Origin of the sequence: Pseudomonas sp. BF-R-30 (assembly GCF_019956175.1) — a bacterium.
GTDB lineage: Bacteria > Pseudomonadota > Gammaproteobacteria > Pseudomonadales > Pseudomonadaceae > Aquipseudomonas > Aquipseudomonas jessenii.
Genome location: NZ_JAHBDE010000022.1, coordinates 31,796 through 57,348, shown reverse-complemented (window position 1 = coordinate 57,348; position 25,553 = coordinate 31,796). Strand labels below are relative to the sequence as shown.

Annotated in this window: 23 protein-coding genes; 7 read left to right on the top strand and 16 right to left on the bottom strand. The window is 59.5% G+C overall.

Annotation, left to right across the window (positions count from 1 at the left end; genetic code table 11):
• The first annotated feature begins 333 nt into the window (after positions 1-333).
• On the top strand, positions 334-1,332 hold the full coding sequence (locus KGB20_RS12920) for an AraC family transcriptional regulator (RefSeq protein WP_102669955.1): 999 nt from the start codon (positions 334-336) through the stop codon (positions 1,330-1,332).
• 83 nt (positions 1,333-1,415) lie between these two features.
• On the opposite strand, the gene KGB20_RS12915 is transcribed toward KGB20_RS12920, so the two are convergent.
• The 4 genes from KGB20_RS12915 to KGB20_RS12900 form a co-directional block, all read right to left on the bottom strand.
• Complete coding sequence (locus KGB20_RS12915; RefSeq protein WP_223532399.1) at positions 1,416-2,171, bottom strand: polysaccharide deacetylase family protein; 756 nt, start codon at positions 2,169-2,171, stop codon at positions 1,416-1,418.
• Between the two features lie 196 nt (positions 2,172-2,367).
• Positions 2,368-3,714, bottom strand: coding sequence for an ATP-binding protein (locus KGB20_RS12910; RefSeq protein WP_223532397.1), 1,347 nt, complete (start codon positions 3,712-3,714; stop codon positions 2,368-2,370).
• Complete coding sequence (locus KGB20_RS12905; protein WP_057713638.1) at positions 3,711-4,388, bottom strand: response regulator transcription factor; 678 nt, start codon at positions 4,386-4,388, stop codon at positions 3,711-3,713. The genes KGB20_RS12910 and KGB20_RS12905 overlap by 4 nt, the downstream gene beginning before the upstream one ends.
• A 120-nt stretch (positions 4,389-4,508) precedes the next feature.
• On the bottom strand, positions 4,509-5,111 hold the full coding sequence (locus KGB20_RS12900) for a hypothetical protein (RefSeq protein WP_223532395.1): 603 nt from the start codon (positions 5,109-5,111) through the stop codon (positions 4,509-4,511).
• A 233-nt stretch (positions 5,112-5,344) separates the two neighbouring features.
• On the opposite strand from KGB20_RS12900, the gene KGB20_RS12895 reads away from it, so the two are divergent.
• On the top strand, positions 5,345-6,070 hold the full coding sequence (locus KGB20_RS12895; protein ID WP_223532393.1) for a 4'-phosphopantetheinyl transferase: 726 nt from the start codon (positions 5,345-5,347) through the stop codon (positions 6,068-6,070).
• A gap of 51 nt (positions 6,071-6,121) precedes the next feature.
• Here the strand turns inward: KGB20_RS12895 and KGB20_RS12890 are convergent, their stop codons facing one another.
• Both KGB20_RS12890 and KGB20_RS12885 read right to left on the bottom strand, forming a co-directional pair.
• Positions 6,122-7,732 carry an ATP-binding protein gene (locus KGB20_RS12890; RefSeq protein WP_102669961.1) on the bottom strand — a complete coding sequence of 537 codons (1,611 nt, stop codon included), beginning with the start codon at positions 7,730-7,732 and terminating at the stop codon, positions 6,122-6,124.
• The gene (locus KGB20_RS12885) at positions 7,729-8,451 is read right to left on the bottom strand and encodes a response regulator (protein ID WP_008051517.1); all 723 of its coding nucleotides are present in this window, start codon (positions 8,449-8,451) and stop codon (positions 7,729-7,731) included. Before KGB20_RS12885 ends, KGB20_RS12890 begins: the two co-directional genes overlap by 4 nt.
• Before the next feature lie 737 nt (positions 8,452-9,188).
• On the opposite strand from KGB20_RS12885, the gene KGB20_RS12880 reads away from it, so the two are divergent.
• On the top strand, positions 9,189-12,083 hold the full coding sequence (locus tag KGB20_RS12880) for a ribonucleoside-diphosphate reductase subunit alpha (protein WP_057713635.1): 2,895 nt from the start codon (positions 9,189-9,191) through the stop codon (positions 12,081-12,083).
• A gap of 252 nt (positions 12,084-12,335) precedes the next feature.
• On the opposite strand, the gene flgE is transcribed toward KGB20_RS12880, so the two are convergent.
• The 6 genes from flgE to KGB20_RS12850 form a co-directional block, all read right to left on the bottom strand.
• Positions 12,336-13,676, bottom strand: coding sequence for a flagellar hook protein FlgE (gene flgE, locus KGB20_RS12875; RefSeq protein WP_154909349.1), 1,341 nt, complete (start codon positions 13,674-13,676; stop codon positions 12,336-12,338).
• Between the two features lie 31 nt (positions 13,677-13,707).
• On the bottom strand, positions 13,708-14,427 hold the full coding sequence (flgD, locus tag KGB20_RS12870) for a flagellar hook assembly protein FlgD (protein WP_223532391.1): 720 nt from the start codon (positions 14,425-14,427) through the stop codon (positions 13,708-13,710).
• Positions 14,428-14,442: 15 nt separating this feature from the next.
• Positions 14,443-14,886 carry a flagellar basal body rod protein FlgC gene (flgC, locus tag KGB20_RS12865; protein ID WP_057713632.1) on the bottom strand — a complete coding sequence of 148 codons (444 nt, stop codon included), beginning with the start codon at positions 14,884-14,886 and terminating at the stop codon, positions 14,443-14,445.
• A gap of 3 nt (positions 14,887-14,889) precedes the next feature.
• On the bottom strand, positions 14,890-15,297 hold the full coding sequence (flgB, locus tag KGB20_RS12860) for a flagellar basal body rod protein FlgB (protein WP_008051530.1): 408 nt from the start codon (positions 15,295-15,297) through the stop codon (positions 14,890-14,892).
• Between the two features lie 357 nt (positions 15,298-15,654).
• On the bottom strand, positions 15,655-16,482 hold the full coding sequence (gene cheR, locus KGB20_RS12855; protein WP_007980127.1) for a protein-glutamate O-methyltransferase CheR: 828 nt from the start codon (positions 16,480-16,482) through the stop codon (positions 15,655-15,657).
• A gap of 45 nt (positions 16,483-16,527) precedes the next feature.
• Positions 16,528-17,460 (bottom strand): chemotaxis protein CheV, encoded by a 933-nt coding sequence (locus KGB20_RS12850; RefSeq protein WP_007980130.1) that lies wholly within the window; start codon positions 17,458-17,460, stop codon positions 16,528-16,530.
• 82 nt (positions 17,461-17,542) lie between these two features.
• Between KGB20_RS12850 and flgA the strand changes: the two genes are divergently transcribed.
• The 4 genes from flgA to KGB20_RS12830 all read left to right on the top strand — a co-directional run bounded on the left by flgA (position 17,543) and on the right by KGB20_RS12830 (position 20,150).
• Positions 17,543-18,301 (top strand): flagellar basal body P-ring formation chaperone FlgA, encoded by a 759-nt coding sequence (gene flgA / locus KGB20_RS12845; RefSeq protein WP_223532389.1) that lies wholly within the window; start codon positions 17,543-17,545, stop codon positions 18,299-18,301.
• Positions 18,302-18,468: 167 nt separating this feature from the next.
• Entirely contained in the window at positions 18,469-18,795 is a 327-nt protein-coding gene (gene flgM, locus KGB20_RS12840) for a flagellar biosynthesis anti-sigma factor FlgM (RefSeq protein ID WP_057713629.1), read from the top strand.
• A gap of 48 nt (positions 18,796-18,843) precedes the next feature.
• The gene (locus KGB20_RS12835) at positions 18,844-19,311 is read left to right on the top strand and encodes a flagella synthesis protein FlgN (RefSeq protein ID WP_223502717.1); all 468 of its coding nucleotides are present in this window, start codon (positions 18,844-18,846) and stop codon (positions 19,309-19,311) included.
• 92 nt (positions 19,312-19,403) lie between these two features.
• The gene (locus tag KGB20_RS12830) at positions 19,404-20,150 is read left to right on the top strand and encodes a flagellar brake protein (protein WP_223532387.1); all 747 of its coding nucleotides are present in this window, start codon (positions 19,404-19,406) and stop codon (positions 20,148-20,150) included.
• Positions 20,151-20,213: 63 nt separating this feature from the next.
• On the opposite strand, the gene KGB20_RS12825 is transcribed toward KGB20_RS12830, so the two are convergent.
• The 4 genes from KGB20_RS12825 to KGB20_RS12810 all read right to left on the bottom strand — a co-directional run bounded on the left by KGB20_RS12825 (position 20,214) and on the right by KGB20_RS12810 (position 25,400).
• A complete protein-coding gene (locus KGB20_RS12825) occupies positions 20,214-21,590 on the bottom strand; it encodes an MFS transporter (protein ID WP_102669972.1) in 1,377 nt (458 codons plus the stop codon).
• Between the two features lie 70 nt (positions 21,591-21,660).
• On the bottom strand, positions 21,661-22,905 hold the full coding sequence (locus tag KGB20_RS12820; protein WP_167362901.1) for a glutamine synthetase family protein: 1,245 nt from the start codon (positions 22,903-22,905) through the stop codon (positions 21,661-21,663).
• 201 nt (positions 22,906-23,106) lie between these two features.
• The gene (locus tag KGB20_RS12815; RefSeq protein ID WP_150812138.1) at positions 23,107-23,799 is read right to left on the bottom strand and encodes a sensor histidine kinase; all 693 of its coding nucleotides are present in this window, start codon (positions 23,797-23,799) and stop codon (positions 23,107-23,109) included.
• On the bottom strand, positions 23,796-25,400 hold the full coding sequence (locus tag KGB20_RS12810) for a tetratricopeptide repeat-containing response regulator (protein WP_223532385.1): 1,605 nt from the start codon (positions 25,398-25,400) through the stop codon (positions 23,796-23,798). Before KGB20_RS12810 ends, KGB20_RS12815 begins: the two co-directional genes overlap by 4 nt.
• Positions 25,401-25,553 lie beyond the last annotated feature (153 nt).

Below are 25,553 nucleotides of genomic sequence, written 5' to 3'. Positions count from 1 at the left end.
GTTCCTCAAAGGTGCCCGGTGACAACATCCAGCTGTTGCCCGCAACACCGCGATTGCGAACCCTCCTGCACTGGAGGGATTTGTTTTTTCGAGCTGCGCAACGGCAGGCATCTGCTCGTTGTATCGCAAGGCCCGTGCCACCTTCCGTAAAACCCCCTGCAAGCCTTTTTATATCTGGGGTTGCAGCGAATTCCCTGCCAGCAAACGGCTACAAGCATGTGGCGGATTTCCGCCCCTGCACTGAAAGTCGTCCTGCAATTTGGCGGATATCCGCCCTGTTCACGCCCGCGGCGCGCAGCTAACATCCGTCGATCAACGGTCAGATCTGCTGCCATGCGCGAACGTACCATCGCCAGTCACTTCGCCCGCGCCGCCCTGGGTGGTGCGCGTCGGCACGGCTACGACTATTCGGGCCTGCTACAGCAACTGGGAATCAGCCCCGAGTTGCTGGACGAACCCCGGGCACGCATCGCTCCGGAGCAATTCACCCAACTGATCCAGGCGTTATGGCTGGCACTGGACGACGAGTACCTCGGGTTCGGGCAAGCCCCAAGCAGGCCGGGCAGCTTCGCAATGATGTGCCATGCCGTGATTCACTGCCGCAGCCTGGATAAGGCACTCCATCGCGGCTTGTTGTTTTACAGCCTGTTCCCCGGGGCGCCGCGTTTGACCCTGAGCCGCGAAGATGAATGGGTGCGCCTGAGCCTGGACGACTCGCAGCTCTGGGACCCGGATCATTTCCTCAGTGAAAGCCTGCTGGTGATCTGGCACCGTTTCGGCAGCTGGCTGATCGGCCAGCGCATTCGCCTGGAACAGGCCACGTTCAGCTACCCCCGGCCGGAACACGGCGCCGAGTACGACCTGCTGTTTTCCTGTCCGCTTGAGTTTTCCAGGCCCCAGAGCAGCCTGTTGTTTCACAGCCGCTACCTGGCCATGCCGTTGTTGCAGGATGAACGCACCCTCAAGCATTTCCTCGAACGCTCCCCCGCCGACCTGCTCTCGCGCCCGGACGATGGCGACAGCTTGAGCAGCCGCCTGCGGCGCTTGCTCAGTCGCGACAGTTCACACTGGCCCGACCTGGAAGCCGTGGCCGCCCACCTGCACATCAGCCCGCAGACCTTGCGCCGGCATTTGCGGGAAGAGGGTTCCAGCTTTCAGGAATTGAAGGACCAGTTGCGCCGGGACATCGCGATTTATCACCTGAGCCGCGCTGACCTGTCGTTGCAACAGATCGCCGAGCAGTTGGGGTTTTCCGAGCCGTCGGCGTTTCACCGGGCGTTCAAGAAATGGACGGGGCTGACGCCGGGGGCTTATCGGGCGCAGGAGAGCTGAATTTTCAGCACCCGCGTTACGCAGTGATCACTGGTATCCTCCCGAACGTACCCGGAAACACCCCGTCCAGATTTGGCGAACGCTTACCTTGGAGGCGGGATGATCAGTGACAGGCCAGGGTAAATTTTATCTGGATGATCCAGCACTGACCTGTTCGCATTAAAGATCAGTAGGTATTTGGCAGCATCACCATAAAACTCTCTGGCAATTGTGGACAATGTATCGCCCCTTACAACCACATACATATTCAACTGACTGACCGGCGCAATCGCCAGTGTGGCCGGTGACTCGAAGTCCACATCGCCCAGCAGGTTTACTTGTCCGATGAACCGGCCAAGATTATTGGCCGTGGTCGCATGTATGTCATGCATCAACACAATGGAATTCTTTCTTTTCCTTACTTGCTCAACACCATGGGATACCCAGCCCCCCGGTTGGTAGTTGCTGCTCCAGTCCAGGGTATCCACGTTCCAGAGAACCTGCCGGTACCCCAACTCGGCGACAGTGCGATCGACCATCGCGTCGTGAGCGCCATAAGGCGGCCTCATGATCAGGTCCGGCTGCTGGTAGGGAGCCAGCGCCTGCTCCGTCATTTTGACTTGATCGATGATGGTGTCTTTGTCCTGGCCGACCAGTCTTAGATGATCGTAAGTGTGATTGCCGATCCGGTGCCCTTCGCCCAGGATGCGCTTGATACGCTCGCCATGCCTGGCAACCAGATTGCCAACAATAAAAAACGTTGCCTTGATATCAAACAGCTCCAGTGTTTCCAGCACGGTTTCGGTCTGGGCTTGCCGAGGACCGTCGTCAAACGTCAGCCAAACTTTCTTCCTTTCCATCTTTATCTCCCTTGGTGGCTTGTAACGCTTCAGCCCCTATCCACTCATGCAACCAACACAGACTCTGCGTGTGCATGTCGTCAATAAGGCGAGGCTTATTACTTGCCACCAAACGGCTGAACGCCAACAAAACATTGTTGCCGGTCGTTTAACGCTTGATACCTGTAGCCCGAAAAGACTGCTATCAAATACCCGTTCACACCGCTGGAAAATAAATCCGGAACGCCGCTCCGCCCATCGGTGAATCCCCCAGGGTCAGCTTGGCGCTGTAGCTTTCGATGATGTCCTTGACTACCGCCAGGCCGATTCCCTGCCCCGGGTGCTGGCGGTCCAGGCGTTCTCCGCGCTCGAGAATCCGTGCGCGCTGATCCTGTGGTACGCCAGGGCCGTCGTCCTCGACACACAACTGCGTGCCGCTGAGGGTTTCACGCACACTGATGCGTATTTCGCCCAGGCACAGGCGATAGGCGTTTTCCAGCAGATTGCCCATCATTTCCAGCAGAGCACCCTGCTCGATCGGTACGTAACATGGGTCGGGCAAATCGAACGCGACGTGCACGCGCTTGTCGCGATAAACCTTGTCCAGCGTGTCACACAAGCTTTTCAGTACCGGCCGCAAATGCACCTGATGACGTACCAGGCCGCTTTTGCGCAGGCTGGCGCGCTGCAACTGGTAGCTGATCTGCTGGCTCATGCGTCCGATCTGGGTTTGCAGCACCCAGGCCTGATCGCGATCCTCGGGACGCTGGGCCATCTCTTCACTGACGCCTTGCAGCACCGCCAAGGGCGTTTTCAGGCTATGAGCCAGGTCGTCGAGGGAATCACGATAGCGACTGCGCTGCTCACGCTCACTATGCAGCAAACGGTTGAGGGAACCGGTCAGGCGCAGCAATTCCCGGGGATGTTCCTCACTGAGGCTTTCGCGGGTGCCACCTTCGATCTGGTCCAGTTCCTGGCTCAAGCGCCGCAATGCCTGCAAGCCCCAGGTCAGGCCGATCCACAGCAACGCCAGCAGCACCAGCAGTGCCGCGCCAAAACCCAGATAGAGATTTTCCCGCAGGCCTTCGAGGGTCAGTTCGTACTCGCGAACCGGCTGCAACGCCACGATGCTGAAGGCTGCACTTTTGCCGCCGAGCAACTTGACCTCGACGTCGTAGACGAAGAACTCCTGGCCATTGGCTTCGCGGATCCGCGCAAACTCGCTGCCACGTCCGTCGTAGCGCGGTTTGTAGTTGATGCGTTCTTCCTGGGTCGCCTTCGAACGCCAGACCAGTTGCCCTTCACGGTCATAGATATAGCCGAGCAATCGGCTGTCGGTGAGGTTGAAGCGCTCGTCGGGCAATTGCGCTGGCATCTGCAGGCTGTTGTTCTCCACCCGGGCGGCCGAGATCAGCGTGGTCACGTCGGATGCCAGACGCTGCTCGATGGAGTCCTGCAGCGCCAGGCTGAAGGCACCCTGCATCGCAGGCAGCAACGCCAGCATGAACAACACCGCCAACAGCGTGGCGGCGAGCATCAAGCGTATGCGCAGCGAACGGATCAAGTGCAACGCTCGTTGAACAGGTAGCCCAGGCCGCGCACGGTGTCGATCGGTTTGAACCCGCCCGGCCCCTCCAGTTTGCGGCGCAGACGGCCGACCAGCACCTCGATCACATTCGGATCACGCTCGTCGTCATCCGGGTAGAGCTGTTCCATCAAGCGATCCTTGGGCACCACTTGCTGATGGTGACGCATCAGGTACTCGAGAATGCGGTACTCATACGCAGTCAGTGCCAACGGCTGATCGTCGAGGGACGCCTGCTTGCGGTTCAGATCCAGCAGTAACGGGCCAGCGACGATGGTCGACTGGGTGAAACCGCTGGAGCGTCGCAGCAAGGCATTCAGGCGGGCCTCCAGTTCTTCGAACTGAAACGGCTTGACCAGATAATCATCGGCGCCGGCGGCCAGGCCTTCGACCTTGTCCTGCCAGTTACCGCGCGCGGTGAGGATCAGGATCGGGAAGGTTTTGCCACTTGAACGCAACTGCCGGATCAGGTCGAGCCCGCTAATGCCCGGCAGACCGAGGTCGATCACCGCCAGGTCAAAGTTGAACTGGGCTGTCTGGTACAGCGCCTCCTCGGCGTTGGCCACGGACTCGACCACGTGGCCGCTCTCCGTCAGGCGGGTTTGCAGGTGATGACGCAGCAGCGCTTCATCTTCGACGACCAGCAATTTCATATTGCTCTCCCGGGCAAATCAACATCTCCATAGGCGCAACGTCGCACCTCAAGAGCTAACATGGCAACGCCGGATCAGTCACTCGGGCTGATCCGGCGCAGGCCGTTCACGAAACGCTTGTCAGAAAGCGTAGTTGGCGGACAGGTAAGTCTGGGCGCTGCTGGTCAGGTCCAGCGAACCCTGCTTGCTGCCGCCGCGCTCACTCATCTCGGTGCTGGCGTTGCTGCGCAGGTAACGGTAACCCAGTTCAACCGAGGTGTTTTGCGAAACCTGTTGCAGTACACCCACCTGGCCACCGATGGCGTAGCCGATATCACTGTCGCGGCTGAAGCCTGGCGACTCCTGAGTCATTTTGGTCAGACCGGCCGTGGCGCCACCGAACAGCTTGGTGCTAGCGCCCACCGGGTAGAACAGATCGTAGCTGCCCAGGAGATTTTCCTGACGCAGTTTAATGCCGTTGTGCGAGCCCGACACATTGTCGTAAGTGGCGTAGTAGCGGCCCTTGGTGTTTTGCTGGCCCAGACGAACACCCCAGGTGGTGTCCTTGCCGATTACGCCATCGGCGTTCGGGTGATTGAGACTGTCGTTCAGGGCGTGGGATTTTTTAACCTTGTCGCTGGTCTGTCCAAGAGTAAGGCTGGCGAAGTTGTCGTCGGACGCGAAAGCAGCGGTGCTTGCGCTCAGAACCGTGAATGCCAGAAGCAGTTTTTTGAATCCAGTCATTGGGGAGTTTCCTCATGTGCCGATTGTTTTTTGGGTACGAGGCAAGGTTACGCACCGCGCCCTGAACTCCCCCTGAACGCACCCTGAACCTGGGCTGAACCGACCCGCCCCGAATATTTCGACACGCTTCAGCAGCAGATCCGACCATGTAATGGACAAGGCCGGCGCCGACTACCAACTCGTCAGAAGCTTTGCACTACCCAGCCTCAAGCCAACCCGGCAAAATGCCAGATATGAACTCAACCCCCGCCCTGCCCGTCTGCTGCACGCCCCTCGATGACCATTGGCCGCTGCCGTTTGTGCTGCCCGATACGGTCCTGCTGAGTACTCATTTCGATAGCGCCCGACTGGACAGCGATGACTTTCAGCGCAGCGCTGTCGAAGCGCCGGCGAGCATCCAGCGCTCGGTGGCCAAACGGCAGGCGGAATTTCTCGCCGGGCGAGTGTGTGCCCGGGCCGCGTTACAGCGACTGGAAGGCTTGAGTTTCATTCCGGCCATCGGTGAAGACCGGGCACCGGTCTGGCCTGCTCATATCACTGGCTCGATCACCCACAGCACTGGCCGGGCCGCAGCGATCGTGGCGAACAAAAGCCATTGGCGCGGCCTGGGCATGGACCTGGAAAACCTGCTCAATGCCGAACGGGCCGAACGCCTGGCCGGGGAAATCCTCAATCCGCCGGAGCTACAGCGCATGGCGGCCGGTGATAACGATCAACGGGCGTTGCTGGTCACCCTGACGTTCTCGGTAAAGGAAAGCCTGTTCAAGGCGCTCTATCCGATCGTTCAGCAACGCTTTTATTTCGAACACGCCGAAGTGCTGGAGTGGCGTGAATCGGGTGAGGTGCGGTTGCGACTGCTCACTGATCTGTCCAGCGAATGGCGCAATGGCACCGAGCTTGATGCGCAGTTCGGAGTCAAGGACGGGCAGTTGCTGAGTCTGGTCAGCATCAAGGCCTGAAGTCTTTGGTGCCTGTCAGGCCGCCATCGCGAGCAACAGACAACACAAGGCTCAACGCTTCTCCTGATTGCGCGGCCAGCTCAGACTGAAGCACGCCCCGCCCAGGCTCTTGCTCTTGCCGATCAACGCGCGCCCGTCATGCCAATGGATGATGCGTCGCACAATGGACAGGCCTAACCCATGGCCTCCAGACGCGCGGGTACGGCTGTCGTCGAGACGCAGGAACGGCGTAAAGATCTTCTCCCACGCCGACTCCGGCACACCCGGCCCGTCATCCTCGATATCCACTCGGCATCGCTGCTGCCCCACTTGATAGCTGATGGTTACCCGTGATTGCGCGTGGCGCATGGCATTAGTCACCAGGTTCTGGATCGCCCGATGCAGATAGCGCGGTTCAGCCTCGACCCAGGCGTCGTCGTTATCGGCAGCCGATAGACACAAGCCCCGTTGCACCGTGACGTCGGCGCGCAACGGCGCCAGTTCTTCGATCACCTGATCGACCAAGGCATCCAGATCGATCCGCTGAAAGTTCAGTGCCGGCGAGCCCTGCTCCAACCGCGCGTAAGTCAGCATCTCGTCCACCAGCCGGTCGAGGTCCTCGATGTCGTGGTCCATGCCCTGGCAGTATTTTTCCAGGGCTTGCGGTGTGGTGGCCGAGCCGATCATCTCCAGGCCAAAGCGCAGGCGTGCCACCGGCGTGCGCAATTCGTGGGACACCGCACGCACCAGTTCGCGCTGGATCGCCAGCAACTGCTGCAAGTGTTCGGCCATGCCGTTGAACGCCGAGGCCAGCCGTCCCACCGAGTCCGCGCCGCGCGCCGGCACACGGGTTTCCAGACTGCCTTTGGCAATGCGCGTGGCGGCGGCTTCCAGGCCACGCAAGCGTCGCTCCAGCTGACGCACCAACAGATAGACGATCAAACCGATCAGTGTCAGGCCCAGTGCGGCGATCAACACCAACCACTCCGGCGGATAAGGATTCATCTGATACAAAGGGCCGATTTCCAGGACCCACGGCGTGCCCACCATGCCGGCAAATACCCGGATCGAATCCCCCCCCTTGCCCAGCGCCATCACCGTATCGCCCTCGGATACCCGACGGCTCTGGTCTTCATCCATGTCCGCCTCGTCAACCGTGACCAGGCGCAGATCGAAGCCGAAGCCCTTGCTTTCCTTCAATTGCGCCAGGCGCAAGGGCTGGTCGGCGACCGGGGTGCGCACCAGTTCATCGGTCAACAGGTAGATGGTCGCCCGGGCCAGTTGCTCGCTGATCTGCTGCACTTCCCCGGTGAGCATCAACTGTTCCTTGTCGCTGACCAGCTTGTAGACCTTCGCTGCGTGCGGCCCGGTCTGTTCCACCAGTGCCTGACCGCGCAACACACGGGTGCGCTGGGTCAGGTCGAGGTCGGTCTCGGCAAAGGTTTTCAGCGCCAGTGGAATCCCCAGCAGCCGCTCCCACACCAGCAAGGCCCGATGTCGTTCGGTCTGGTTCATCGGTTGCAGGTTGTCGGCCATCAGCGAGAACGTGCCGTGGGCCAGGCGCTCGCGGTATTGCTCGCTGCGCACCTCATTTAGCAGGTGCAACGCCAGCACACCGAGCACCGCCACCAGAATCAGCGCGGCGCACATGCCGCCATAGATACGCAGGAAGATCGAGTTCACAGGGACGGATCCACGCAAGCCTCGGGAACGAACAGATAGCCTTTGCTGCGCACGGTCTTGATCAGCCGTGGATGCTCCGGGTCATCGCCGATCTTCGGGCGGATGCGCGAGATGCGCACATCGATGGAGCGGTCCTGACCATCATAGCCAATGCCCCGCAGCGCGGTGAAGATCTCTTCCCGGGAGAGGATACGCCCGGCATTGGCCACCAGTAGCCAGAGCAGGTCGAATTCGGCGCTGGTCAGCTCGATGCCGTTGCCCTGCAGCCAGGCTTCGCGCAAGGCGTTATCGACGATCAGCGGGCCGAACTGTAGACGCCGCTGTTTTTCCGGGGCGACTTCGGGCGTTTCGCTACGGCGCAGCAGCGCCTGGATGCGCGCCAGCAGCAGACGCGGGCGTACCGGTTTGCAGACGTAGTCGTCAGCCCCCAGGTCCAGGCCGAGAATCTGGTCAGTGTCATCGGTGCGGGCAGTGAGCATCAGGATCGGGCCGTCATATCGGGCGCGGACCTTGCGGCAAATGCTCAGGCCATCTTCACCGGGGAGCATCAGGTCGAGGATCACCAGGTCCGGTTGTTCCTTGATGATGCGATTCGCAGCGAGCGCACCATTGCCTTCGATCGATACACGCAGGCCATTGGCTTCCAGGTAATCGCGGGTCAGTTCGGCCAGTCGCTGGTCGTCCTCCACAATCAATACCTGCCAGGCTTCTTGCTCCACGGGTGACCTCTGCTTGCCAAAAACACTAATAAGGAAGGATCCGCCCCTCTTTTTGTAATGATTCGGGGGGATAAATATGTATACACACTGGGCCGATTGTATAAACGCCGCCCGTCGAGAACACAAGCGGGTAAATGCGTTCGGACAACAGGGTTTTTTGTGATAGGGTTCGCGCCCTTAAAAATCCGCCCGAGCGTTTTCGATGGTTGAAAATCGCTGAAAAAAGGTCCGGTCCAGCAGCGTCGCGGCCTACACGCCGGTTACCTCTTTCACACACAATTTACGCACAGGTTTATCCACAGGCAGTACGTTGCATTCGCCCCCCAAAACGCATTATCTTGTACCCCGGCGCTAAAAAACCCCTAGATGTAGGGTTTTGCGCGAAAAACCAAACACAAACCAGACACCAATTTCAAGCGCTTTTATTGCCTCTGTCCGGTTGAACCATACGTATTTTTGAAAGACCAAACCGCGCGTGCGGATGGCTACTGTATTTCGGCCCCGAGTGGTGAAAACGGTACGGGTGTTGCAGTCCCAACTGTCACCTGCAAAGGACTCCGGTCTCAGGCCCAAGGCGTGAGACCAAAGACTTCGGCATGGAAGCGGCGCCCTATAGCCCCCTTCCTACTGTCCCGAAGTTGTTATGCCCGGCGCTCGCCGGTTGTAGTGCTTCAGGACGGAACGGTGGGCACCGTGATGGTGCCCAAACAAACATAGAGAATGTGGAGACACCCCCCATGCAAACCGACACAACTCGCGAGAACCCGCAGGGCACCTTGCCGCAGGCCGCTGATTCGAATTCGGATCTGTCCGCCACCGCGCCAGGCCAACTGCGTGTGATCAAGCGTAACGGCACTGTCGTTCCCTACACCGATGACAAAATCACCGTCGCCATCACCAAAGCGTTTCTCGCAGTTGAAGGCGGCACCGCCGCTGCCTCGTCGCGAATCCACGACACCGTTGCCCGCCTGACCGAACAGGTCACCGCGACCTTCAAGCGTCGCATGCCATCGGGCGGCACCATCCACATCGAAGAAATCCAGGACCAGGTCGAACTGGCCCTGATGCGTGCCGGCGAGCAGAAAGTCGCCCGCGACTACGTAATCTACCGTGACGGTCGTTCGAAAGAACGCGCTGCCCACGCCCCGGCCGAGGAAGCGGTCAACGCTCACCCGTCGATCCGCATCACCCGCGCCGACGGCAGCCTGGCGCCACTGGACATGGGTCGCCTGAACACCATCGTCACCGAAGCGTGCGAAGGCCTGGAAGAAGTCGACGGCGACCTGATCCAGCGCGAAACCCTGAAGAACCTGTACGACGGCGTGGCCCTGACCGACGTCAACACCGCCCTGGTAATGACTGCCCGCACCCTGGTTGAACGCGAGCCGAACTACTCGTTCGTGACCGCGCGCCTGCTGATGGACACCCTGCGTGCCGAAGGCCTGGGCTTCCTCGGTGTAGCCGAGAGCGCCACTCACCACGAGATGGTCGACCTGTACGCCAAGGCGCTGCCGGCCTACATCGCCAAGGGTATCGAATACGAGCTGCTGAACCCTGAGCTGGCCAATTTCGACCTGGAAAAACTCGGCAAGGCGATCAACCACGAGCGCGACCAGCAGTTCACCTACCTGGGCCTGCAAACCCTGTACGACCGTTACTTCATTCACAAGGACGGTATCCGTTTCGAACTGCCGCAGGTGTTCTTCATGCGCGTGGCCATGGGCCTGGCGATCGAAGAGAAAGACCGCGAAGCCCGTGCCATCGAGTTCTACAACCTGTTGTCGTCCTTCGACTACATGTCGTCGACCCCTACCCTGTTCAACGCCGGCACCCTGCGTCCACAGCTGTCGAGCTGCTACCTGACCACCGTGCCGGATGACCTGTCGGGCATCTACCACGCGATCCACGACAACGCCATGCTGTCCAAATTCGCCGGCGGCCTGGGCAACGACTGGACGCCAGTCCGTGCACTGGGTTCGTACATCAAGGGCACCAACGGCAAGTCCCAGGGCGTTGTACCGTTCCTCAAAGTAGTGAACGACACCGCCGTCGCCGTTAACCAGGGTGGCAAGCGCAAAGGCGCTGTATGTGCCTACCTGGAAACCTGGCACATGGACATCGAAGAGTTCATCGAACTGCGTAAGAACACCGGTGATGATCGCCGTCGTACCCACGACATGAACACCGCCAACTGGATCCCTGACCTGTTCATGAAGCGTGTCTTCGATGACGGCAAGTGGACCCTGTTCTCGCCATCCGAAGTGCCGGATCTGCACGACCTGACCGGCAAGGCCTTCGAAGAGCGTTATGAGTACTACGAAGCCCTGACCGAGTACCCGGGCAAGGTCAAGCTGTTCAAGACCATCCAGGCCAAAGACCTGTGGCGCAAGATGCTGTCCATGCTGTTCGAAACCGGCCACCCATGGCTGACCTTCAAGGACCCGTGCAACCTGCGCAGCCCGCAGCAGCACGTGGGCGTGGTCCACAGCTCGAACCTGTGCACCGAGATCACCTTGAACACCAACAAGGACGAGATCGCCGTTTGCAACCTGGGCTCGATCAACCTGCCGAACCACATCGTCGACGGCAAGCTGGACACCGCCAAGCTGGAACGCACCGTGAACACTGCCGTGCGCATGCTCGATAACGTTATCGACATCAACTACTACTCGGTGCCGCAAGCGAAGAACTCCAACTTCAAACACCGTCCGGTCGGCCTGGGCATCATGGGCTTCCAGGATGCGCTGTACCTGCAGCACATTCCTTACGGTTCCGACGCTGCCGTCGAGTTCGCCGACAAGTCGATGGAAGCGGTCAGCTACTACGCGATCCAGGCTTCCTGCGACCTGGCTGATGAGCGTGGCGCCTACGAGACCTTCCAGGGTTCGCTGTGGTCCAAAGGCATCCTGCCACTGGATTCGCAACAAATCCTGATCGAAGCCCGTGGCCAGAAGTACATCGATGTCGACCTGAAGGAATCCCTGGACTGGGCACCGGTTCGCGCCCGTGTGCAGAAAGGTATCCGTAACTCCAACATCATGGCCATCGCACCGACCGCAACCATCGCCAACATTACTGGCGTATCGCAGTCGATCGAGCCGACCTACCAGAACCTGTATGTGAAATCGAACCTGTCGGGCGAATTCACCGTGATCAACCCGTACCTGGTTCGCGACCTGAAGGCTCGCGGTCTGTGGGACTCGGTCATGATCAACGACCTGAAGTACTACGACGGTTCGGTGCAGCAGATCGAGCGCATCCCGCAAGAACTCAAAGAGCTCTACGCGACTGCTTTCGAAGTGGACACCAAGTGGATCGTTGACGCCGCCAGCCGTCGTCAGAAGTGGATCGACCAGGCTCAGTCGCTGAACCTGTACATCGCTGGCGCTTCGGGCAAGAAACTGGACGTGACCTACCGCATGGCCTGGTACCGTGGCCTGAAAACCACTTACTACCTCCGTGCCCTGGCTGCGACCAGCACCGAGAAGTCGACCATCAACACCGGCAAGCTGAACGCAGTTTCCAGCGGCGGCAACCACGGTGACGACTCGGTCCTGGCGGCGCCAGCAGGTCCCGCTCCAGTGCCAAAGGCTTGCGCCATCGACGAGCCGGATTGCGAAGCTTGCCAATAAGCTGAGCCAGCAAGCACCCAAAGGTGCTTGCTCGAAACCCCCGATCAGCCTCTGGCGGGTCGGGGGTTTTCTTTTGCCTGCCTGTAGGAGCGAGCCTGCTCGCGATGGTCGTAAACGATAACGCGTGCTTACTGGCGAAACCTGGTGTTCTTGAATCCATCGCGAGCAAGCTCGCTCCTACAGGCTTTCGGCGAGCACAAAAAAGCCCCTCTTGCGAAGGGCTCCTTGTGCAGCATGTTCAGCCAACCCGCATCAAGTCATCTGAATGGTGGTCTGCATGATGGTGCTCTGGGTGGAGATGGTCTTGGCGTTCGCCTGGTAGTTGCTCTGCGCCTTGATCAGGTCGACCAGTTCATTGGTCAGGTTGACGTTGGACTCCTCCAGGGAGTTGGAAACGATCGAACCCAGGGTGCCAGTCTCCGGCGCATCGTAGCCCGGAATACCCGAGGTGTAGGTTTCTTTCCAGCTGGTGCCACCTACCGGCTGCAGACCTTGTTCGTTGGTAAAACTGGCCAACGAAATCTGGCCGATGGGCTTGGTCTGGTTGTTGCTGAAGTTGGCCAGAAGTACGCCGCTGCCGTCGATGGTCAGGTTGGTGATCTGGCCAGTGGCATAGCCATTCTGCGATGGAATCGAACGCGCGGTGTCGGCGTTGAACTGGGTGGTACTGCCCATGGCGATGGTCACGCCCGCCGGATCGGCTGCCGCGCCGTTGGCTGCCCAGACACCATTGGTGACGGTACCCGGAGTCCAGTTGCTGATTTTCAGTTCATTGCTGATGGTCGATGTTGGCGGGGTCGTCGGCGGCGTCACTGGAGTGCTGACCGAAACCAGTTTGCCGGATGTATCAAATGTCATTGTCGAAGCAATTGGATCAACTGCACCCGTACCGGTAGGCGAGGAACCGTCCGGGTTGCGACCGTCGATCAGGGTATAGGTATCCCAGGTGTTCGCCCCAGTCTTGACCATGTATTGATCCATGGTGTGCTGGTTACCCTGAGTGTCGAAAATCGGGGTACTGAACTGCTTGGTGAAAGTTTCCTGTTTGGACGGATCGAATTTGTTGGTGGCGACCGACTGGTCAATCTCCGCTGCCGTAGAGTTCAGGTTGATCGTCGACGAAACAGTGCTGGTGGATTTCGGCGCCAGGTTGGAGGTGTCGATCCGCAGGTCGGTCAGCACGCCATTGACGATCTTGCCGTTGGAATCCACACCGTAACCTTGCAGGCGGGCAGTACCGTCGCTGTTGGTGACATAGCCGTCCTTGTCGGTCTTGAACGTACCGGCACGGGTGTAGGTCAGCGAACCGTTGTTGCTCAGGACGAAGAAGCCATTGCCCTGGATACCCATGTCGAGCACGTTGCCAGTGTTGCTCACGTCACCCTGGCCGAACTGCTGGGAAACGTTGGCCAGGCGCACGCCGTTGCCGACGGTCTTGCTGCCGGTGCCCAGGCGGGTCGCCGAGTACACGTCTTCGAATTCTGCGCGGGACGATTTGAAACCGGTGGTCGCGACGTTGGCGATGTTGTTGCCGGTCACGTCCAATTGTTTGTTGGATGCAAAGAGACCGCTAAGGCCGATATTAAAAGACATAATCCACTCCTTTGTGCCGGGTTAGTCGGCTTTACATACCAATGGTTTGTACTTTGGACAGAGCGATGGTGCCCAGCCCGGCCAGATTGAGCATCAACTCACCGCCAGTCTGGCTGATGGTCACGCTGTTGACGGTCGCTGGCAGGTTGGTGATCAGCGCCACGGACTGCCCATCGATCGTGCTGGTAGCGCCGAAGGTGTAAGTACCTGCTGCTACCGTTTCGCCCGCGTCATTCTTGCCGTCCCAGATGAAGCTGGCGTTGCCTGCTTTCTGAGCGCCGAGGTCGATGGTGCGTACGGTCTTGCCGTCCGCATCAGTGATCTTCAGGGTGGCGGCGGCCACCGACGATGGCACCACCACCGTACCGCTGAGGCTCTTCGACGTGTCGACCACAGCCTTGTCACCGGGTGCAATGACCGAACGCCCCACCAACGACGAAGCCTGCAATGCCTGGGACGAGTTGTAGTTGCTGGCCAGGCCGCTCACGGTGTCGTTGAGCGTGGTAATGCCTTCCAGGCTGCTGAACTGCGCCAACTGGGCCACGAAAGCGCCGTTGTCCTGCGGCTCCAGCGGGTTCTGGTTTTTCAGCTGGGTCACCAGCAACTGCAGGAATGCATCCTTGCCCAGGGCTTTGTTGCCCGTGGCGCTGTTGGTGGCCGATGCCAGGCCATCAGTCGTGGTGGTCTTGATCGAAGAGTTGGCCAGGATATCGTTGAGGCTCAAACCACTGGTGGAATCGGTAACACTCATCTGAGTCGCCCCTTATCACTGACCGAGGGTCAGGACCTTCTGCATCATGGTTTTGGCGGTGTTCATCATTTCGGCGTTGGTCTGGAAAGAACGGCTTGCGGAAATCATGTCGGCCATTTCCTCCACCACGTTGACGTTCGGGTAGTAGACGTAACCCTTGGCATCGGCCGCCGGATGGTTCGGCTCGTAGCGCGCGTCAAGATTGCTCTGGTCTTCGACTACACCCAGCACCTGAACACCCTGACCGGCGGCGTCCTGGCTCTGGAACAGCGAATCGCTGCCGCCGCTCTGCCCGCCCTGGAACATGGTGGCAAATACCGGGTGACGCGCACGGTAGGTCTGGTCGATGCTCGACGAGACCGTTTCGGCGTTGGCGATGTTCGAAGCGACGGTGTTCAAACGCGTGGTCTGCGCACTCATGCCGCTACCGGCAATGTTGAAAACACTGGATAGAGACATGGCTTACTCTCCGCGCAGGGCTGACACCAGCCCTTTGAATTTGCTGTTGAGCAGGGTGAAGCTGGCCTGGAAGCCGATCGCGTTTTCCGCGTAGTTCGACTGCTCCAGCTGGGCGTCCACGGTGTTCTGGTCAATCGACGGTTGCATCGGCGTGCGATACAGCAACGACTCGTCGCCATTGCCCAGGCCTTCAGCCTCGATATGACGGCTGTTGGTCATGTTCAAGGCGAAAGTGCCGCTTTTGGTTTTCTCGTTCTGCTCGGCGAGCACTTTCGAGAAGTCCAGGTCCCGAGCCTTGTAGTTCGGGGTATCGGCGTTGGCGATGTTGTTGGCCAGGACTTCGGCACGCTGGGCTCGGAAGCCCAGGGCTTGTTCGTGGATACCGAGCGCTTTATCGAAGCTGATGCTCATGTCGGGAAACCTTCGGGTGACCTGATTTTTCGTAGGATCAACTTAGCAAGCCCCATGCCAATTCAAAAACCCCCGGAAACCGGGGCCTTGCAGGCCATGGCAACACGGCAATGCCAGAAAAGCGGCAACGGTTTTCCGCCGGATGCCGCTTTTCTGCCGCTTTCTTTGATCCAAAGAACACCGCCACCCCTGTAGGAGCGAGCCTGCTCGCGATGGGGTATCGATCAACCCCCGCATGCGCTGACACACCATCGCGAGCAGGCTCGCTCCTGCAGGTGTATGCGGTGTTAGCGGGATAGCGGCAGGCATAAAAAAGGGAGCCCATGAGGACTCCCGTTTTCGATGACGCCGGCAAATTCACTTCGCCTGGTAAATGATCCCCGGGCTGCACTGGACCATCTGGTAATGATCCGGCAAACCGTTCAACGCTTCGGAAGCACCGAGAAACAGGTAACCGCCCGGCTTCAACGTACTGTGGATACGCAACAGGATGTCCTTCTTCACCTCAGCGGAGAAGTAGATCAACACATTGCGGCAAAACACGATGTCGAACTTGCCGAGGCTCGCGTAGCTGTCCAGCAGGTTGAAGGAACGGAATTCCACCCGGCTCTTGATCGGCGCCTTGATCGCCCAGCGCCCCGGCCCTTTCGGGTCGAAATAACGCTGCAGACGCTCAGGCGACAGGCCGCGGCCGATGGCCAGGCTGTCGTACTCGCCGGTCTTGCAGTTGTTCAGCATGGTACCGGACAGGTCGGTGGCAACAATCTGTACGCCCATCCTCAACTGGCCCATGTTGACCCGCTCGAACTCGTCGATGGACATCGACAACGAATACGGCTCCTGGCCCGACGAGCATGCTGCCGACCAGATGCGCAGGCGCTGACCGGGACTGGCCTTGATCGCTTCGGGCAGTACCTTGTTCTTCAAGACTTCAAACGGGTAGGTGTCACGAAACCACAGGGTTTCGTTGGTGGTCATGGCATCCACCACCTGCTCGCGCAAACCGCTGCGCGGCTGGGTCTGCATGCGCTGAACCAGTTCCCCCAAAGACTTGATGCCTTGCTGTTCCATCAGTTTGTTGAGACGGCTGGAGACCAGGTACTGCTTGTTTTCACCGAGCAAAATGCCACAGGCTTTTTCCAGGAACACCCGGAACTGTTCGAAATCCAAATTACCCGTAGACAATGATGCCGCCTCTTAAATCGTGTTGACTGCCAGGGGCGCAGGCCCCTAGCTGATATCTGCTGCCTTGATCCGGTCGACTACCCGGGATGCCAGGTCATCAGGACGGAATTTGGCCAGGAAGTCATCGGCACCGACCTTCTTGACCATCGCCTGATTGAATACCCCCGACAACGAAGTATGCAGGATGATATGAAGCTTTTGCATGCGCGGGTCGTTGCGGATCTCCGCCGTCAGTGTGTACCCGTCCATCTCCGGCATCTCGATGTCGGAGATCATCATCAGGAACTCTTCTTCCGGCTTCTTGCCCTCGTCGACCAGTTTGCGCAGGTAGTCCAGCGCTTGCCGACCGTCGTTCAACGCCACCACTTCGACGCCGACCGTTTGCAGGCAACGCGTGACCTGCTTGCGCGCCACCGACGAGTCGTCGACCGTCAGCACGCGCAACGAAAGCGCCTTGTGCTGCGTTTCGACATCCACCACGCCGACGGAAATCGCCTCCGGTGTCGGTGCCACTTCCGCCAGCACCTTCTCGACGTCGATGATTTCGACCAACTGATTGTCGACCCGCGTCACTGCCGTCAGGTAGTGATCGCGCCCGGTGCCCTTGGGCGGCGGATGGATCTCCTCCCAGTTCATGTTGACGATGCGTTCCACCGAGCGGACCAGGAAACCCTGGGTCTTGGTGTTGTACTCCGTGATGATCACGAAGGGGTTGTTCTTGTCTTTCAACGCGCCGGAACCGGTCGCCATCGCCAGATCAAGGATCGGAATGGTCGCCCCCCGGATGTTCGCCACGCCGCACACGACAGGACTGGATTTGGGCATCAGCGTCAGTTTGGGGCATTGCAGCACCTCCCGAACCTTGAACACGTTGATCCCGTACAGTTGCTGGCCGTCGAGACGGAACAACAACAGTTCAAGGCGATTCTGCCCCACCAGTTGCGTGCGCTGGTTTACCGAATCCATTACACCAGCCATGCCAGACTCCTACGCCAACGCCAAGTGTTGTTGCGACGCGCCTTCATCACTAAACGGCACGGCGCTTGCTTTTTTAATCGTTATGAACACAAAACCGACATTTTTTCGACGCCTGACCACACCGTACCGCAAATTGCTCGGCGTGCTGGCGGCTGTTTGCCTGTTCAACGCTGGCAGCCCTGCCCTTGCTGACGCGGTTACCTTGCCTGACATGCTTATCGGCGTCACTCAGGGCTTTCTTGAATTCACCGTAGAAGACTATCTGGCGACCAGTCAAACGGAGGGTCGCTACGAGATCCAGGTCAACCAGCTCGATCCGCGCATGCACATGCCCATGTGCGACAGGGAATTGACAGCAACACTCGAGAGTCCCAAGCCGCTGGGACGGGTTACGGTCAAGGTTCGCTGCGAGGGCGCTTCCCCCTGGACGGTGTTCGTACCCGCTCAAGTCCGCCTGTTTCGCGATGTCGTGACCAGCGCCCGGCCAATGCGCCGTGCCGCCATTGTCGAGCCTGGGGATGTGGTCCTGCGCGAGCGCGATATCAGCCTCATCGGCCAGGGCTACCTGACCGCCCTCGATCAGGCGATCGGGCAGCGACTGACCCGACCAATGGTCGCCGACCAGGTGATTACCCTGGTGCATATCGAACAGGCCGAAGTCATCCGCAAGGGTGATCAGGTGGTGATAACCGCCCGCAGCGGTACCCTCAGCGTGCGCATGCCGGGCGAAGCCCTGTCAAACGGCAGTCTGAGCGAGCAGATCCGGGTGAAAAACCTCAACTCCCAACGAGTCATCAAGGCGCAGGTCATGGCGCCGGGGCAGGTGGAAGTGTCCATGTAATTCGCTCTGTTCATCAGAATGTGGCGCTTGCCGCGGCTGTTCCCTAGACTGTGCTCCATGCAGGGCATGCGCTGACGCGCGCAAGGTTCATTGATAAATGAGCCTAAAGTTTTCCAGGGAATGGCCGAAACCATGGCAAGCGTCCAAATTCCCAGAGGTTTTTTATCATGGTCATCGATTTCAGCCGTTTGAACAGCTCCTCGTCCCTGACGGGCAGTACACGTACCAGCGCCAGCAAGGAAAGCGCCGAGGCCGGCAAATCCGCGCCGCTGGAGTCCGCGGCCGAACAGGCCGGTACCGTCAAAAGCGGGGAATCGGTACATCTCAGCGATGAGGCTCAACAGTTGCAGAAGGTCACTGAACAGCTGCGCGATCAGCCTGCCGTCGACAAAGCCCGCGTGGCCGAATTGAAAGCAGCGATTGCCGATGGCAGCTATAAAGTCGACAGCAACCGTGTAGCCAGCAAACTGCTCAACTTCGAAGCCCAGCGCTAGGCCACCGCCGGCGCCAGGCTTTTGGACGCTTAAAACCCAAGGCCAGCCATGCACGACACTCATTTACTGCAACTGATCACCGACGACTTTGCCCCAGCGCAACACCTGCTGGAGTTACTGCAGACCGAATCCCTCGCATTGCATGGCCGCGACATGCCATTGCTCGAGAACATCCTGGCGCAGAAACAGGCATTGGTCGTTTTGCTCGAACAGCATGGCCGCAAGCGCAGTGAAATCCTCGCCAGCCTCAACCTGCCGACCAACCGTACCGGCCTGGAGCAATTGGCCAGCCAGTCGAGCCTTGGTGACCAGTTGCTGGCGCAAAGTGACGTGCTGACCGATCTGCTGACCCAGTGCCAGGCCATCAATGCCAACAACGGCCAGTCGATCCTCACTCAGCAGGCCGCTACAGCCACCCAGCTGAAAATCCTCAACGGCGGTGAAACCCCGGCGCTTTACGATGCCAGCGGAACATTCTCCAAGCTTGCCAAGCCGCGCCCGCTCAGCCAGGCATGAGCCGGTCAATGCCCCCGCTCTATCAAGACGCGCAACATACTGGCAAACTGCTAGCCAGTCGTAGTCAAATTTTGTCTGGAGATTGATTAACCGTGTCCAATGCCTTATCCGTGGATGATGCTCCGCAGCCACCCAAGGTGCTCTCCACGCCCTTGGAAATCTCCAGCAACCTGCGCCAGCTGCTCGAAAGCCATGACCCGCTGATCATCACGTTCCACGAGCGCAGCCAGCGCTTCCAGAGCTACCTGGTGGACCTGGACCGTGACAGCAACATGATTTCCCTGGACGAAATGATTCCCCGTGACGGCGAGCGTTACCTGCTGGCGGGCGAACCATTCAGGGTCGAAGGCTTCCACGAAGGCGTACGCATTGCCTGGGAAAGCAACGGCCAGTTGAACATCGACGAATCCGGTGGCAGCCGCTGCTATCGCGGCCCCCTGCCCGATGAAGTGGTGTACCACCAGCGCCGCAATGCCTTCCGCGCCGCGCTGAAGCTGGCACAACTGGTCAGCGTCAACCTCGACGGCGAAAAACTCAAGGCGCCCATCAGCGGCAAGCTGCTGGATATTTCCGCCACCGGGTGCAAACTGCGCTTCGACGGCGACATCACCGGCAGCCTGCAACTGGGTCAGGTTTACGACCGTTTCAACGCCGACCTTCCCTTCGGCAAGATGACCGCGCCGGTCGAGTTGCGTTATCTGCACTTCGAAGAAAGGATTTCCACCACCTTCGCCGGCGTTCGCTTCCACAACATGAGCGGGCTGGTGCAGCGTCAGGTCGAACGCTTCGTCTACCAGTTGCAACGCGAAGCGCGTCGCTTCGACAAAGACGACATCTGATAGCGCGCCAACAAAAAACGGGCAGTCCCTTGCGGTGACTGCCCGTTTTTTTGTGCCCCGGTTTTAAGGCCTGGCCTCGCTGAAGTTAGGATCCCGCCCTGTATCAGGGTCTTGCGGCGGCTGATCGGTTTCAGTTTCGGTGACAGGTTCTGATTCAGGCTCTGGCCCGGTACTCACCGGACTGTGCATCTGATCCTGCACCACCTGCTCGTCAACACGCGGGTCGAGGCAGGCCACCAGTGGCGAACTCGTCATATTGTCCGGCATGGCCACGTGATGCAGCGGTGCGTCGTCGACCTGATGCAGGTTGGTCACTGCTTTCGGGCGAATCCGCCATACCAGCACCAACGCAAAGAAACTGAAGAACGCATAGAGCATCTGGCTGCCGAACAGCTTCATCAGCACACCTGCCACCAGCGGCCCGATACTCGCACCCACGCCATAGGTGACCAGCAACATCGCCGTCAGGGACACCCGGCGATCACCTTCGACGTGGTCATTGGAGAACGCCACCGCCAACGGATACAGACAGAACTGCACCAGCGAACAGAGGAACCCGGCGATGAACAATACCTCCAGCGGCACCTGCGGCATGATCGCCAGCGGCAGTGCAGCCAGTGCCAGGCTGAACGCGAAACTGCGGATCAGAACGGCCCGATCGTAGCGGTCGGACAACCAGCCCAACGGCCACTGCACCAGCAGCCCGGCAAAAATGCAGCTACCCATGAACAGACCGACCTGTTCGGTGGACAACCCTTGCTGCGAGGCATACAGCGGCGCCAGACCGTAGAACGAACCGACGATCAGGCCCGCTCCGAGCACCGTGCTCAGTGACTGCGGCACGCGCTTGATAAAGAACCGTGGCTCCATCGGTGCCGGGTGCAAGGGTGCCGGGTGAATGCGCCGGGTCAGGGCCACGGGTACCAGGCACAGCGCGAAGCACAGGGCGACCAACATCAGCAATTCAAGCCCCAGCCCTGGGTGCATGACCAGAATCAACTGCCCCAGCACCAATCCCAGGTACGAAGCGATCATGTAGCCGCTGAAGACCATGCCGCGCTGATTGGCATCGGCCTGTTCATTGAGCCAGCTCTCGATCACCATGTACTGGCACATCATGCCGAGGCCGACGATCACCCGCAAAAACAGCCAGGCCGGCAACCAGTCCACCAGCCCATGGCCGAGCACCGCCGCGCCAACGATCCCGGCACACGCCGAATAGGCCCGGATATGCCCGACCCGGGCAATCAACCGGTGACCGATCTTGCCCCCCAGCACCAGGCCGAAATAGTTGGCAGCCATCAGCGCACCGACCCACAGACTGTCGACATGGTCGGCAGCCAGGCGCAACGCCAGGTAAGTACTCAACAGACCCGAGCCGATCAACATCATCAGCGAGGCGAAATACAATGCTCGAAAGGATTTCCAGATTTGGCGCATCGGCGTTCCGAGCGGCTCCTTGCAGTGAGAATCGGCTATCGCTAAACGATAGCCGGATGTCGACGGAACGTCAGGCCTGGGCTGCTAAAACACGCCTTTCCCAGGGAGTAATTTCATCATGGAAACTGGTCAGTTCCAGGGTCTTCGAAGCGATGTAGCCTTCGATGAATTCCGCGCCGAACAGTTCCTTGGCCAACTGGCTACGTTTCAGACGCTCAAGTGCCGCATGCAAGGTACACGGCAACGAAAGATTGTCCGGCACCTCGAACTCACCCTGGATCGGCGCACTCGGCTCCAATGTCTTCTCGATGCCATGCAACCCCGCCGCCAGGCTTGCGGCAATCGCCAGATACGGGTTGGCATCGGCCCCCGGCAAGCGGTTCTCGACCCGACGGGCCACCGGCAAACTGGCCGGAATGCGCAGGCCGGCCGCCCGGTTGTCGTAGGACCAACAGGCATTATTCGGTGAGGCGTAAGGGTGGCACAAGCGCTGATAGGAGTTCACGTTCGGCGCAAACAACGCAGTGAAATCGGCCATGCACGTCTGCTGACCGGCAATGAAGTGGCGGAAGGTGGCCGTCTCCTGCCCCGCCTCGTCGCTGAACACGTTACGTCCGGAATCGATCTCGACCACGCTCTGATGGATATGCATCGAACTACCCGGCGTATGCGCCAACGGCTTGGCCATGCACACCACGCTCAGGCCGTGCTTGAGGGCCACTTCCTTGAGCAGGTGCTTGAACAGGAATGTCTGGTCGGCCAGCAGCAGCGGATCACCGTGCAGCAGATTGATCTCGAACTGGCTGACACCCATTTCGTGCATGAACGTATCGCGAGGCAACCCCAACGCAGCCATGCACTCGTAGACTTCATTGAAGAACGGCCGCAAGCCGTTGTTGGAACTGACGCTGAACGCCGACTGACCATCCTCGCGACGACCGTCCAGCCCCAGTGGCGGTTGAAAAGCCAGGGTCGGATCAGTGTTGGGGGCGAAGACAAAAAACTCGAGCTCGGTCGCCACCACTGGCGCCAGGCCGCGGGCCGCGTAACGGGCAATCACCGCCTTGAGCTGACCACGGGTCGACAGGTTGGAGCTGGTGGTGGTGCCCAGTTCATCCGCATCGCAAATGGCCAAGGCCCGCGGTGGATGGCTCCAGGGCAAGCGATGGATTTGTGCAGGGTCCGGGATCAGTGCCAGGTCGCCATCGTCGCTGCCGTAAAACCGCGCCGGCGGATATCCGCCCATGATGCATTGCAGCAGCACGCCCCGCGCCATCTGCAAACGTCGACCGTCGAGAAACCCCTCGGAGGTCATCACTTTGCCCCGTGGTACGCCATTCAAATCCGGCGTGACACATTCAACTTCATCAATGCCCGTCAATCGCTGCGCGAGTGAACTCAGGCCAACGGTGGTCATGACACTATCCTTGTTATTGTGCGGGCCGCGAACGGCGACCGTACAAAATAGGCTCCACGTGTTCGGAATTTCAAGCAGCGTCGAAAAAAATGCTGTCTGTCAGGGCAGGTAAAGGCGGAACACCCCACCGCCCAACGGCCCGCCATTGCTGATTTCGGTACGTCCACCCACACCGTTGCGTTGATGCAGCGCGGCAATTCGCCCGGCAAAGTACAGGCCCAGCCCGGTGCTGCCGGTGCTTTGATTGATACCCTGCACGTAATCGGCCTGACGCTCGATCATCTGCGCCGGATACCCCTCGCCATCGTCATTGATGGTCAACACCAGTTGCCCGGCTTCGTCGCTGACGCTGATCAAAACGGCATGCCGTGCAAAGCGAATGGCGTTGTTGATGCAGTTGGCCAATACCGACGCGATCAACTCACGGTCGAAGAAACCCAGCGGGCTCAGCGGGTCCACTTCATAGGTGGCCATGATCCCGCGGCTGGCGAACACCTCCTGATGACAAGCCAGTTGCGCTTCGATGAAATCGTCCAGCTCATGGTAGGCCGGTTGCAGCGGCATCTGGTTGACGCCGAGTTTGTACAACCCCAGCAACTGCACCAGCATGCCGTTGAGGTGGGCGAATTCGAAGTCGATCACACCCTGCTCCGGCGCCTGCCGCGCCGACTCCGGCAATCGCCCTAGCCACTGGCTGTGGGCCTGCATCAGCATGGCCAGCGAGTTCTTCATATCGTGCACGGTCGAGGCGATCACCGTGGAGAAATCCAGTGCCGGTTCGTTGTCGTTCATTGACCAAACGCCTTGCTTTTCAGCTTCTGGTAGCGCGGATAGCGCGCGTCGGTGTCGGGCATCAGGCCGACCATTTTCAGGCAGACCTGGCACTCCTCCAGCTCCGCCGAGGGAACGCTGGTATCGGTGCCGTGCAACAACGACTGTGCCATGTTCAGGGCGATACTGATGTTCTTCGGTTGCATCGCCAGGGCCCTGCGGAATACCTGCCGGGCCTCCACCAGGTTGCCGGTCTTGTACACGCGCACGCCCTGACGGTTGAGTTCCGCGGCGGCGTTGCCGGAATTGAGGATGCTCGGGTCGTCGGTCTGCTTGGCGATGTCCTTCATGACCACCGGATCGTCGCCGTAGATTTCCACGCAGTTTTTCAGCATCGCGGTACCGGCCTCTGTCTGCCCGAGCAGTTTCAGTTGCTTGGCCACCAGCAACGCCGCTTCGGCGCTCATGAATTGCTCCATGTCGTCCAGACGCAGCAAGGCTTGCTCGGTAAGCTTGTCGGCCGTCTCGGCGTCGTTGAGCAACAGACTGGTGGCCTTCATCAGGCGCGCGCGGATTTGCAGGCCCGGATCGGAAGGGTTTTCCTTGGCCACGGCACTCAATGTTGTGTTGATTTCCAGGCGGGTCCGCGTGTCCAGGCCCCGTTCGCTGCCCTTGCTGATCAATGCATGGGCCAGGCCGAGGTTGCTCTCGGCATCCTTGAACCGCGACTGGGCGCCCTGGCTCACGGCCTGGCGATAGGCCTTGGCCGCCGTGTCGAAGTCCTCGTTGGTCATCGCCAGCTTACCGAGCAACGCCTGGCGACGCACCGCCAGCGGCGACAGGCGAATCGCCTCCTCCAGAATGCGCTGCGCCCCCTTGGTATCCCCTTCGGCGACCAATACATCCGCCATGCCGTCATACAGCGACGGCATCATCGGGAAGACTTTCAGGGCTTTCTCATAAATGCCCTTGGCCTGCCCGACCTGACCGCGCTTGAACAGCAACTTGCCCAACCCGGCAAACGCCCAGGGCAACGGGCGGTCGGCGATGATGCCGTCGTAGAGGCGCTCCAGCGCTTCGTTCTGATTCAGGTCGCGCAGGGCATCGGCGCGATAGCGCAGGCACAACGGCGAGTAACGAATATCTTGTTTGCACAGGACGATACAGGCGTTGAGCACCTCCATCGGCTTGCCCCGGTCGAGGGCCTGCAGGATCGGCTTGAGCAGAGTCTTGCGCTGCTCCAGGCGCTCCAGGCGCTGGGCCAGGCTGGAACGGTTGAAGGGTTTGGTCAGGTAGGCATCGGGCTCATGCTCCAACGCACTGAGCACCATGGCCTGGCTGGTTTCGGCTGTGACCATGACGAACACCGCTTCATGGCTGATCAGCTTTTCTTCCATCAGGTCTTCGAGCACCTGCTGGCCGTTCTTCTTGCCGTCACCCAGGTGAAAGTCCTGCAGGATGAAGTCGTAGGCCTTCTGCGAGCACATTTTCAGCGCCTGCTCACCGGTATCGGCAGTGTCCACTTCCTTGACGCCCAGTTCCCGCAACATCGACCTGACCGAACTGCGGAAGTCCGAGAAATCATCGACGATCAGAAAACGCTTTTGGTGATACGACAGCATCGAAGATTTCCAGGCAATTTAAGAAGAAGAACCCAAAGGCAAATACACGGACGGACTCAGCTTCGCAGCCCCTGTTTTGGCGCGCAGATGATAACGGGTAGCACTATGCCATCAAACACCTTCTCATAGAGAGTGCGCCCCATGTCGACCGGA